Here is a 12961-nt window from a genome sequence, read left to right as displayed (position 1 = left end):
ATGACAAACTCTTTGCATTTAAAATAATGGATTAAATAGTTACATGACCTACCTCAACACAGATAAAAGCGTCATCATCTCATCGCCTGCGGGTTCGGGCAAGACCGAGAAGCTCGCAAGAAGATATATAGCGCTCTTAAAGAGCGGGGCAGGAGTTGAGAGGATACTCGCTGTCACATTCACTGAAAAGGCTGCGGCTGAGATGAAGCAGAGGATATTGACGATACTGAAGGCAGAGGACAGCCGCCTCTTTGATTCCCTGCTTGATAAGATGCCGCTCATGCGCGTCTCGACCATCCATTCTTTCTGCGGCACGCTTTTGAGGCGCTTCTCATTCGAGGCAGGCATAGACGCAAACTACAGGGTTGAGAATGCGATAGACTCAAGAATAATGTGGGAAGAGATAATTTATGAACTCCTTATGGAGGCCGGAACCGGCGACGGCAATCATGAGCTCTTTCTCCATACGATAGGCGAGAAGGGCTTCAGAGGGCTTGCAAATCTCAGTGATACAGTCAATTACCTTTATGAGAAGAGGCCGTTCTCTCTTGAGGCGACAGTTCCTGTGTATGAATCAACTGACATGCCGCAATTGATCAATGAACTTCTCTCATGGGAAGGCGCGGAAGAAGCCATAGACGGCTACCGTGATTTTTTCAATGAGAGAGAAACTGAAAAGATGGCGGGATTTGAAGATCACTTCCTGACAAAGGAAAAAGCGCCGCGCAAAAAAACTCCGAAGGGACTTGACGGAATAGCTGAATATAAGGAGTGGGCAGTGAAGATGCACGACTTCTGGAAGGAGAGAAAGCTTCAGGAGTACACAAACAGGGCATTGCGGATAAGGGAGATATTCAGCAGCTGTCTTAAGAGGCATGAGTTTCTCAAGAGTTCAAGATCGCTCCTTGATTTCAGCGACCTTGAATATATCGCGTACCGCATGCTCACCGAAGAGCCTGAATGGGCGAACATACTTTACGCGTTTGACGAGAAGACAGACCATATACTCGTGGATGAATTTCAGGATACTAATAATTTCCAGTGGGCTGTGATAGACAGGCTTACTGAGGAGTGGCGCTCAGGCCTTGGCGCAAAGCGAGACGAGGGCATAAAGCCGACGGTATTCTTGGTAGGCGACAGAAAGCAGTCGATATACTACTTCAGAGGCGCCAATGTCGAGATATTCCGCAGGGCAAAGGAGAAGCTCTCTGAATGGCTCGGAGATGAGTTTCACTATGAAGAGGTGAAGGAGAATTACCGGAGCGCGCCTGCTATCATCAAATTCACAAATGCCCTCTTCTCAAAGATAATGTCTGCTGATAACGCCTCGCCCGCATGGATGACAGAATACGGCGAATTCGAAGCCCGCAGAAAGAACCTGACAGGCGATGGAAGCGTAGAGATAATAATGCTTGAAGACCGGGATGAGGGCATATCGCTTCAGAGAGAAATGGAGGCGGATGTCATGGCAAAGAGGATAAAGGGGCTTGTCGGGAATCTCCGTATCACTGAGAGAAAGACCGGCGTTCAGAGAGAATGCACGCATGCCGACATCGCCATACTCCTCAGGAAGAGAACCCATCTGAAAAAATATGAGGAAGCGCTGATCAGGCATAACATCCCTTTTATCGCGGTAAAAGGGATCGGCTTTTATCAGGAGCCTGAGGTTGCGGTACTCCGGGCATTGGTCTATTTCCTCTCAAATCCGAAAGATGATTACAGCCTCTATGTCCTGCTTAAAAGCCCGCTATTCAATATTGATGAAGGCAGTATCCTTAAATTGATAAGCAATCAAGGAGATAGCCTGTTTGGAAAGATGAACACACCCCTTAATCTCTGCTTAAGGCACCTACAGTTGGCTTTGATAGAGGGGAAAACGCCACCAGTAGTATTTCTTCAGCAATGGCTCTCGGCGATTAAAGAGACACCGCTTGCCGAGTTGATAGAGCGCGTCCTTGTCGAGACGGGTGCGTGGCGTTATTATCACGAACCGCAGCAGCGCGCAAATATAAAGAAGTTCATCAGGATCATGGAAGAGACGGAATCAGGCGGCAGGCCTCTTATAAAGATCAGGGCGTTCCTTGAAAGGACGATAGACCGTGAAGATGAGCCGAAGGCGAATGTTAATACAGCAGGGATGAACGCGGTAAAGATACTCACGATACATACAGCAAAAGGACTGGAGTTCCCGGTTGTCTTTCTGCCCGCTATCGAAGACCAGTTCACTTTAAGAAGCAATGAGAGCCTTGTGTATGAAAGAGACGGGAAGTTCTTTTTTAAGACAATAAGGGAATCTGCAATAAGAAATGATGACAATGACTTCCGGCTCCATCTGATGAAAGAGGAAGAGGAGCAGAAGAGGCTCTTTTATGTTGCCGTGACAAGGGCTGAGGAGGCGCTCTTTCTTGTCGCAACATGGAAAGAAAGAGGCAAGAGCTTTCTCACTTATCTGAAAGATGGAATAGGGCTTGAGAAGAGAGATGACGGCTACAAAGTTAATGAAGATATTCCGGGGCTCTCAATTATTGACGGAGCAGCAATAACAGCCCCTTCCATTAAAACATCTGCCGGAATTAAGAAAAGGCATCCTCACGCGGAGTTCATATCAACGCCTGCGAGAGCTGAGAAAGAATGGAAGACAGTAACCGGAGACATGAAGAGAGCTGTGCGGTACAGCGGCAAGACAACGGTTCCCGGCGAGATAATGCATGAGATATTTGAGAAGATATCCAAAGGTGATTTAACAGATGACAAGATAGCGGATATGGCAAAGAGGCTCTTCATATCCGGAGAGATGAATGAGGCTGATGCTGAAGACGGCATAGCCGAGATAAATAAGACAGTCGAGATTCTTAAAGAGAAAGGCATATGGCAGAGCATCATTCAGCCTGTAAAGGATTCATTTACCGAACTCCCGTTTGTCCTTGAATCAGGGAACTCTGTCTACAGGGGCAGAATAGACAGGATAATAAAAGATGGCGATGTTTACAATATCTATGACTACAAGACATTCCCGGTTGCGGATGATGAGATGGAAGAGCTTGTGAAAGAGCACTCATTCCAGCTTGATATCTACAAAAAGGCAGTGAAGAAGATATTTAATACAGACAAGGTCAGGTCGTTTATTGTTTTTACGTATACGGGAGAAGTGAGAGAGGTATGAAACGCCCATTTGGACAGCATTTTTTATTCGACCCGAATATCTTAAACAAGATCGTTGACTGCAGCGGTGTTACGGATGAAGATACGGTTGTTGAGATAGGCCCGGGACTTGGCAGGCTGACAGGGATACTTTCGGAGCGGGCTAAAAAGGTAATAGCTATAGAGTTTGACAAGAGGCTTATCGAGAGGCTTACAGACGAGCTTGCAGAGAGAAAGAATGTCGAGATAGTTCAGGGTGACGCGCTTAAGTTTCCGTATGAAGATATCAAGGGAAATTTCAGGGTCGTTGCCAATATTCCATATTACATCACTACCCCTATTATCTTTAAACTGCTTGAGTATAAAGAGAAGATGCCGTCCATGACGCTGCTCATGCAGAAAGAGGTCGCAAAGAGGATAACAGCGTCACCCGGCACCAGAGAGTACGGCGTTCTCTCAATTACAACCCGGCTGTATACAGAGCCTGTGCTTAAATTCAGTGTCTCAAAAAAGGCATTCTCCCCTCCGCCAAAGGTTGATTCAGCAGTGCTTCATTTCAAGGTATCATCCGTGCCCAGATTTAACATTAAGAATGAAGAGCTCTTTTTAAAGATCGTCCGGGCCTCGTTTTCACAGAGGAGAAAGACGATACTGAACGGCCTTAAGAAGTTTGAAGGGATAAAAGATGCGCTGGATAAATCCGGCATCGACCCGAGACTTCGGGCAGAAACCCTTGGCATAGAAGACTTTGCAAGGCTTTCTGATGCCTTGACATAAACTGTTTCTTCCACAGACAATGCAATGCTATAATAAAATAATGAAAAAATCCGCGCTGTCTCTCGTTGCCTTAATTATCCTTGCCATCACCAACCTTGCATATAATAATGTCTTTGCTTCCGAACCTGAGTATGTCCCCGGAGAAGTGCTTGTAAAATTCAGAGACATCGCTGACGTCAGGAGTATGCAGAATGTTCATTCTGTCTTGAAAGCCACCCCAAAAGGAGAATTCAGCAGGCTCAAGATACATCACATGAAACTTCCTGCTGGAATGAGCGTTGAAGATGCGGTCATGAAGTATAAAGAAGACCCGAATGTCGAGTATGCCGAGCCGAATTATATTGTGCATACTCTTGCCGTCACGCCGAATGACACATCATTTACCCAGCTATGGGGGCTGAATAATACCGGACAATCTGGCGGTACCTCTGACGCTGATATTGACGCCCCTGAAGCGTGGGACCTGACTAAAGGCTCAGAAAGCGTGATAATCGCTGTAGTGGATACAGGCGTTGCGTATAACCATACTGATTTTTCTAACAATATCTGGATAAACAACGCTGAAGTGGCAAATGGTAACTGTACTAACGGCATTGACGATAACCTCAATGGTTTCATAGATGACTGCGGTGAATGCGGAGATGGTATTGATAATGACAGCAATGGATATACCGACGACTGTCGCGGCTGGGACTTTGTTGAGCATGACGGCTCTCCTTTTGACCTAAATGAACACGGCACTCATGTCGCAGGCACGATCGCGGCGCAAGGCAACAATGCGCTCGGGGTGACAGGGGTAATGTGGAACGCAAAGATAATGCCTCTCCGTTTCTTAGGCTTAAGCGGAAGCGGCACCACATCCGACGCGATACTCGCTATCCAGTATGCGGTTGACAACGGCGCAAGAATAATTAACAACAGCTGGGGCGGCGGCGGCTTTTCTCATTCTCTTGAAGATACGATAGAGATATATGGGTCAGATGTTTTATTTGTCTTTGCCGCTGGCAATACAAGCAGAAGCAATGACACAAGCCCTACATATCCTGCGAGCTACGATAGCAATAACATAATCGCTGTAGCAGCCACAGACAATCAGGACAAGCTCGCGTCCTTTTCAAGCTACGGCCCAACAACTGTTGACCTCGGGGCGCCGGGTGTAAGCATATACAGCACGATACCGCAATACAGCTACGGAGCACCTGTTACTGTATATGATTCTCTCGGCTTTGAAGGTACAACAGGCGCCCTTCCACTACAGGGATGGAGCAGATTTGGCACTAACTTCACCTGGGCAGTAACTGCAGGAACAGGGGCCGGAGTAAGCAACAGCCTTGAGGACAGTCCTCCTGGCGCAAATTATCAAAACGATACACTCTCAACAGCAGGCTACATGACCCCGATAACTTCTGCCAACGGCAAGCGTTATACGCTTAAATTTGACTGGAAGGGGGAACTTGAACACGGGTGGGACTTCCTGGATATAAAATATACTGATACTGATGTTAATAATGACGGCATCGATGATGGAATATGTGATAATGCCGCATGGGACTGGATAGACTACAGGACAGGGGATACAAACGGACTATTTGTCCTTAATGATCAAGCAGACCTTACACCTGTTGCCGAGACTTATGACAAATTCTGTTTCGGCTTCGGGATGGACACAGATATTGATACTGTTTATGATGGTGTTTATATTGACAATGTGAGGCTTGAAATGAGTGATATAACCATTAGCGGGTATAGTTACTATAATTACAGCGGCACATCCATGGCAACGCCGCACGTCTCAGGAGTTGCAGGGCTTATACTCGCAGTCAATCCTAACCTCACCAATCTTCAGGTCAAGGATATTATCCTCAACAATGTGGATACCGCCGCAAGCCTCACAGGCAAGGTACTGACCGGCGGCAGATTAAACGCCTTTAATGCGGTTCAGGCGGCTGAGGCAACCGTGGACACAGGCGGTGGGGGTGGCGGCGGTGAGGGAGGTGGCGGCGGATGTTTTATAGCAACCGCGGCATATGGAAGCTATCTTGCGCCTGAGGTTGAGATATTAAAACATTTCAGGGACAGGCATCTTCTGACAAATACCTTGGGGAGAAGCTTTGTAAAGCTCTACTACAGATACTCGCCTGCTCTTGCTGATACTATTAGAGAAAATGAAGGGTTGAAGTTTATCACAAGGGCCTTTCTGCTTCCTGTCATATTGATCGTAAAACACCCTCTTGCCTCATCCATATTCTTTATTTCAATTCTTCTGCTGATAACAATTCTTTTGCCTAAAACCAAAAGAGAGTCGATTTCCTGAACAAAACTTGCAGTCACCCCGATAAGCTGATAAGATTTATGAAAATGTCGGCATGAATTCAGGAATGAGGGACGCTGCAAAACACTGCCGCTCCTTACTCCTGCGGCATGAAAAAACTTGCGCATTCTGAAGACATTTCGAGTATAATCTTAGGTAAAAGCAGGCCCTTAAATTAAGATAATCAAAAAATAAACACAGGAGAATGCCATGTTTAATAACCGCAAAATATTACCGGCCATACTATTATGCTTTTTTATCTTTGCGATCTGCGCAGTCAGAGAGAGCAGCGCAGCAGATGCGGATAAGACCCTGAACCGAAACGCGATTGTATCAACCATTCAGAGCCAGGGCTATGCAAAGATATTGGTGACGCTCGATGTTCTGGGTATAAATTCTCTGACAAGGGCCTCAACCGGTGTCAAGGCCGTCAGGCCCGGGCAGAGCACTTTCGGGGTTCCGGATGCTGACCTTACATTATCTGCTCAGATAAGCTCTACTGCAGATAAAGTGATATCCCAATTGGGCAGTTATTCCACCTCATACAATGTGACTCATACATATTCGACCCTCCCCCTGCTTGCGATGAGCGTCACACTTGATAGCCTGATAGCTCTTGAAGCTGACCCGAATGTGACCAGGATATCTGAAGACCGTATTGTGAAAACCACTCTTAACAACACCGTCAACATAATAGGCGCAGACGCGGCATGGGCAGCCGGATATACAGGTGAAGGATGGTATGTTGCCATTCTTGATACAGGGATCAGGAAGAGCCATCAGATGTTTACAGGCAAGAATATTGTAGAAGCATGTTTTGCCAACGGCCAGGAACTCTCTGATACAAGAGGCCACTGCCCTAACGGCCTGAATGAGATGATCGCCTCAGGCGCAGCAGCTCATCATCCAAGTAATTTCGAAGGTTATGACCATGGAACACATGTAGCCGGTATAGCCACGGGAAACGCCCCTATTCTCAAGGGAGTTGCCAAGGACTCTGACATAATCGATGTACAGGTCTTTTCACGCTTTTCCGGACAGGGTGTGAATGAATGTAATGGAGTTGACTACTGTGTTATTGCTTTTGATTCTGATGTCATCAAAGGGCTTGACTATGTCTACTCGATCAGAGGCAGCTACAGCATAGCCGCAGTAAATATGAGCCTTAGCGGCGAGTCCTTTTCTGACCAAACATCATGCGACACAACATATGCCGAGTATAAACTTGCCATAGATAACCTCCGCAGCGCTGATATAGCAACCATTGTCTCTTCGGGAAATGACGGCTTCTGCGACGGTATTTCTGCACCGGCATGTGTCTCATCCGCCATCGCAGTCGGAGCTGTTGCTGACAATAATGCTGAGGCATGGTTCTCAAACTGGCATCCTGAGCTTCTGGACCTCTGGGCGCCCGGCGTTGATATCTATTCCTCAACAGGAGCGGCTGACAACAGCTACGCATCGTGGAGCGGCACATCAATGGCAGCGCCGCATGCAGCAGGCACATGGGCTATTTTAAAAGATGAAAACCCTGCCGCAACAGTAGACGCGGTACTGAATACCCTCTCTTCAACAGGAGCATTTGTAACAGCCAGCGACAAAATTCCTGTCTGCTCAGGCCCGATGACTGAAGAAAGAAGGATACAGCTTGGAGATGCATTAGGCGTAGACCCGCTTGCACCTTCACTTAACCCGAGCGGAGGCGGAACCGGCGGATGTTTCATAGCAACCGCTGCATACGGCAGCTACCTTGCGCCTGAGGTTGAGGTGCTGAAAAAGTTCAGGGACATGCACCTGCTTACAAACTCATTAGGAAGGCAATTTGTCAAAGTGTATTACACATATTCGCCGCCGGCAGCTGATTTTATATCGCATCACAGTTCATTGATGCTTATCTCAAGGATCATACTGACGCCTGTTGTTTACTGTGTTAAATATCCTTTTGCGTTTCTTTTAGCGCTGGCTGTTCTGGCTTTTATTATATGGAAGAGAAGAACCAGGTCTGTTGCCAATTAATTGACCAGATCATTAAACCTAAAATCTTAAAAAAGGAGAGTTCGGTATTATGAAAAAGACCATTTTTTTTGCATTGTCAGCTTTACTTCTTATCTGCAGCCAGGGGTACGCACAACAGGCGGACCGGTTATCAAAGGATAACAGCATAGCCTTAAAGATAGGAGGCCATGTTTATCCGGATAGCGACTTTATGGATTTCTGGAGAGCTGATGCTGCCGACTATAACGGCCTTGCATTTGAGCTGTCATATGAAAGAATGCTCACGCCTAATCTTGGTATCGAGATCCCTGTGGGTTACAACAGCTCAAAATCTACATACAGCAACGTCTTCTCTGCCGGTGATAATTCCAAAGTCGACATCGATAACCTCTATATTTCTCCGAGCTTAAAACTCCATATCCCTCTCAACAGGGTTTTTGAGGCTTACATAGGCGGCGGTATTGACTTTTACCACACATGGGTAGATTTTGATTATTCAGACACAAGCCCGGCTGTCTTTAATGAGAGTGAGACCGCCAATACATTAGGGTACCACGGCCTTGCCGGCATCGACTGGTTCTTTGACAACAGCAACACAAGCTTCCCTGTAAGTATCTTTGTTGAATACAAGTACACATCGCTTACAGTTGATAACGCCGACGATAAGGTGCTTGATGCCATGGGCTCCTCCGCTTCAAAGCATGACCTTGATGTTGGCGGAAGCAGCTTCTTCACAGGCATGAGGTGGCATTACTAAAACAGCTGCATTTACAGCTATACATTTTAGCGGGGCTGCCGTTTTTTTCAACGGCAGCCCCGCTCTGTTTACATTGTCCTTCTTTCCATATAAAATTATCCGATGGATACATCCCTCTTCTTCTTCATAAACAATTCCATGCAGAACAGCTTCTTTGACCTTATAATGCCTTTTATCTCTAACAGGGCTTATCTGCCTTTTCTTCTGATAGTCAGTTATGAATTTTTTAAAGACAGGAAGCAGACGCTCTTTGTCCTCTCTCTCTGCGTTCTGGCATTTGCCCTTGGTGATTCGAGCGCAAACATCCTCAAACATATCTTTGAAAGGCCGAGGCCGTGCCATGCGCTTGAAGGCATAAGGCTCCTTACCGCATGCGGCAGTTCCTTTTCATTTCCTTCCGGCCACTCGGTGAACTCATTTGCGATAGCAGCTGTATTTGCGCATTTCTTCAGGCGGACGGCTTTTGCAACTTTTACCTTAGCTATGCTCGTCGCCTTCTCCAGAATTTATATCGGCGCTCATTATCCTTCTGATGTATTAGCCGGAGCCATATGGGGAGGCGTGACCGCATGGGTGATAATCGACCTTCAAAAATGGTTTGTTAAAGGTTATAAAGAAAAGCCTGCCGCGACAATATTCATCACATCCCTGCTTGCCCTGACCTTCTTCCGTTATTACTATATATTCACCGGCCCGCTTGACATGAGCCCGGACGAGGCGCATTACTGGGAGTGGGCAAGAAGGCTCGACCTTAGCTATTACTCAAAAGGCCCGTTGATCGCCTGGCTCATAGCCGCTACTACATGGATACTTGGTGACAACCTCATTGGAGTGAGGTTTCTTGCTCCTGTATTTCTGGGTTTCAGCTCTATCTTCCTTTACCTGCTGACGATGGATCTCTTTGCCCATGATGAGAAGAAACACCTCAAGTCTTGCGCAGCAGGTTTATTGATCCAGTTAACGCCTCTCTTTTCAGCATACGGCATATTGATGACGATCGATTCTCCTTTTATCTTCTTCTGGACGCTCTCGCTTTATCTCTTCTGGAAGGCGGTAAGCAGTGAACACGGACTTTTTGTATGGATCCTCCTCGGCATCAGTATCGGGCTTGGGCTCCTTACAAAATATACAATGGCATTCTTCTATATATGCGGCTTCTTCTTTCTCTTCTTTTCAAAAGAAGAGCGGAGATGGTTCAGCAGGAAGGAGCCGTATATCGCATTGCTTGTCAGCATCCTTGTATTCAGCCCGGTCATTATCTGGAATGCAGGCAATGACTGGGTCACATTGAAACATACAGCAGGCCAGGCGCATATTTCAGAAGGCTTTAAAATATCATTTAAATACTTTTTTGATTTTATCGGTTCGCAGTTAGGTGTTATAAGCCCGCTTATATTCTTTATGCTGCTGTATGGGGCTGCAAAGAACAGGCGGTCATTTAAAGCTCTTCAGAACCTGCGCTTTCTATTCTGGTTCTGGTTCCCTGTGCTCTCTTTCTTTTTAATAAAGAGCCTTCAGGGAAAGGTGCAGGCGAACTGGGCGATGCACGCCTATATAACAGCATTCATCGCATCTGCGGATTATTTTATAAACAAAGATATGCGCGATAAAGCCCTGAAGATATTAACAGTAAGCTCATTGGTAATCCTGCTCATCTTTGCTGTAATCACATATTATCCGTCTTTGATACACCTGCCTGTTAAACAAGACCCGACCTCAAGGCTTCAGGGATGGCAGGAGCTCGGCGTCAAGGCAGATGAGATATACGATGATATGCGCTCTTCAAGCGAGAGAGGGGTCTTTATATTTTCCGACAAGTACCAGGTCTCAGGCGAACTTGCTTTTTACATGAAGTCGCACCCGGTCACATATAACGCCAATTTCGGCAGAAGGATGAACCAGTATGATATGTGGGAGGGGTTTGAAACACTTTCGGGTTATGACGCCATCTTTATCAGCATGGGAAATGAGAGCTTTCCAAAGGAGCTTGAGGGCGCTTTTGCACATTACAGCAAGGAGATCCTTACAGTTTACAGAAGAGACGATAAAGTCCTGAGAGAATACAGCATATTTAAATGTTATAATTTCAAAGGTTTATTGAAGAAAGATTTTGAGAGCTATTAAGATCAAGGAGATATTTTGTTCGTATCAATAGTTGTCCCGCTTTATAACGAAGAAGAGAGCATCCCGCATCTTTACTCATCGCTCAAGTCTGCCATGGACGCAGGCGGGAAGGCGTATGAGCTGATATTTATCGATGACGGAAGCACTGACAGGACGCTGAGCCTGATAAAGGAGCTCGCCAAAAAGGACAGCAATGTCAAACCGTTAAGCTTCAGGCGCAACTTCGGCCAGACAGCAGCATTTGCAGCAGGTTTTGACTATGCAAAAGGCGACGTGATAGTCACCATTGACGGCGACCTTCAGAACGACCCGAAAGATATCCCGAAACTTCTCGCCCTCATAGGAGAATATGACATAGTCAGCGGATGGAGGCGCAACAGAAAGGACAAGCTCATCTCACGAAGGCTTCCCTCTGTCATGGCGAACCGGCTTATAAGCTGGGTGACAGGCGTTAAGCTCCATGATTACGGCTGCAGCCTTAAGGCATATAAAGCGGATGTTGTGAAGAATATTAACCTGTACGGAGAGATGCACAGATTCATCCCTGCCGTTGCGAGCTGGTACGGCGTGAAGATCGCCGAGGTGGAGACCACGCATCACCCGAGGAAATACGGCACATCCAAATACGGGATAGGCAGGACGATGAATGTCATCCTCGACCTCATTACTGTTAAATTCCTCCAGAGCTTCTCAACAAAACCGCTTCAGGCGTTCGGGCCGTGGGGACTTTTGTCCTGCGCCGCAGGCGTGATAATCTCTCTTTACCTCACGGTCATCAAGCTGTCAGGACAGGCCATAGGAGGCAGGCCGCTCCTTCTCCTTGGAATACTACTCATCATTGTCGGGATACAACTGATAGGCATGGGCCTTCTCGGTGAGCTGCTCGTAAGGGTATATCATGAGAGCCAGAAGAAGCCGATATACACTTTGAGGAAAGCTGAAATTGAAGAAGGTTCTTAGCTTCGGTCTGAAACTCCTTGTCAGTTTAACGCTTCTATATCTCTTCTTCTCGAAAGTTGACATTCACAATATCCTCGCTACACTGAAGCATACCAACCTGACAATATTTTTTGCAGGATTTGCAGTATATACAAGCTCCATATTCATATCAGCTAAGAGATGGTCGCTCTTTCTCCCTCCTTTTGTAAGATACTCCAGGCTTGCATCGCTCTATTTTATAGGCGCTTTCTTTAATACATTTCTGCCCGGCCTTGTCGGTGGTGACGCGGTAAAGGCATATTATCTTTACAAGGAAAAATGCGAGATAGGGGCTTCACTGGCATCCGTATTCATGGACAGATATATGGGGCTTACGGCGCTTGCTATTATAGGATTCATAGCCTTTATCTTCGGGCATAATTATTTAGAAGGGACTAAATTATTCTGGCTTGTTCCAATCTTCTGCGGAACCTTTATATTCGCAAGCCTCTTCTTCTGGAATATCAACTGGGGAAAGATAAAGTTCCTCAGCACATTTCACAAGCCGCTCATGGAGTTCAAGAAAAAAGGAGATGTCATCTTCAAAGGGCTCTTTTTAGGATTAATAATTCAATCAGTCGTCATAACATCTTTTTACATATTATCTCTGTCATTAGGATTCGACCTGGATATCATATACTTCTTTTTATTCATCCCGTTGATAACCGTTGCCACTGCCGTGCCTTTATCAGTCGCCGGGCTGGGTATCAGGGAGGCAGGCTTCCTCATCCTCTTTACCAAGGCAGGCATGACAGAGGTTGAAGCGCTCAGCCTTTCGCTTCTTATCTTTATAAATATGAGCATAGTAAGCCTCATAGGCGGACTTGAGTTCTTCAGGCTCAGCAAGCCGTCAAAGAAATTTGAAGTTAAGAATTGAG

The 12961-nt window shown here is 46.4% G+C and carries 8 protein-coding genes; all 8 read left to right on the top strand.

Annotation, left to right across the window (positions count from 1 at the left end; genetic code table 11):
* Positions 1 to 43: 43 nt before the first annotated feature.
* The 8 genes from Q7U10_03445 to Q7U10_03410 all read left to right on the top strand — a co-directional run bounded on the left by Q7U10_03445 (position 44) and on the right by Q7U10_03410 (position 12960).
* Positions 44 to 3163, top strand: a complete 3120-nt coding sequence (locus Q7U10_03445) for a UvrD-helicase domain-containing protein (protein MDO8281672.1) — start codon at positions 44 to 46, stop codon at positions 3161 to 3163.
* A complete protein-coding gene (gene rsmA / locus Q7U10_03440; protein MDO8281671.1) occupies positions 3160 to 3918 on the top strand; it encodes a 16S rRNA (adenine(1518)-N(6)/adenine(1519)-N(6))-dimethyltransferase RsmA in 759 nt (252 codons plus the stop codon). Before Q7U10_03445 ends, rsmA begins: the two co-directional genes overlap by 4 nt.
* Positions 3919 to 3958: 40 nt before the next feature.
* Positions 3959 to 6232: a S8 family serine peptidase gene (locus tag Q7U10_03435; protein MDO8281670.1), complete on the top strand. Its 2274-nt coding sequence runs from the start codon at positions 3959 to 3961 to the stop codon at positions 6230 to 6232.
* Between the two features lie 207 nt (positions 6233 to 6439).
* Positions 6440 to 8245, top strand: coding sequence for a S8 family serine peptidase (locus tag Q7U10_03430; protein ID MDO8281669.1), 1806 nt, complete (start codon positions 6440 to 6442; stop codon positions 8243 to 8245).
* 49 nt (positions 8246 to 8294) lie between these two features.
* Positions 8295 to 8981 carry an outer membrane beta-barrel protein gene (locus tag Q7U10_03425; protein ID MDO8281668.1) on the top strand — a complete coding sequence of 229 codons (687 nt, stop codon included), beginning with the start codon at positions 8295 to 8297 and terminating at the stop codon, positions 8979 to 8981.
* 102 nt (positions 8982 to 9083) lie between these two features.
* Positions 9084 to 11105: a glycosyltransferase family 39 protein gene (locus Q7U10_03420; GenBank protein MDO8281667.1), complete on the top strand. Its 2022-nt coding sequence runs from the start codon at positions 9084 to 9086 to the stop codon at positions 11103 to 11105.
* Positions 11106 to 11120: 15 nt separating this feature from the next.
* Entirely contained in the window at positions 11121 to 12065 is a 945-nt protein-coding gene (locus Q7U10_03415; GenBank protein ID MDO8281666.1) for a glycosyltransferase family 2 protein, read from the top strand.
* Positions 12049 to 12960: a lysylphosphatidylglycerol synthase transmembrane domain-containing protein gene (locus Q7U10_03410; GenBank protein MDO8281665.1), complete on the top strand. Its 912-nt coding sequence runs from the start codon at positions 12049 to 12051 to the stop codon at positions 12958 to 12960. The genes Q7U10_03415 and Q7U10_03410 overlap by 17 nt, the downstream gene beginning before the upstream one ends.
* Position 12961 lies beyond the last annotated feature (1 nt).

The sequence above is a fragment of the Thermodesulfovibrionia bacterium genome (assembly GCA_030646035.1).
Classification (GTDB): domain Bacteria; phylum Nitrospirota; class Thermodesulfovibrionia; order UBA6902; family UBA6902; genus JACQZG01.
Note: the sequence above shows the minus strand (reverse complement) of the source record. Positions and strands in the feature narration are given on the sequence as shown.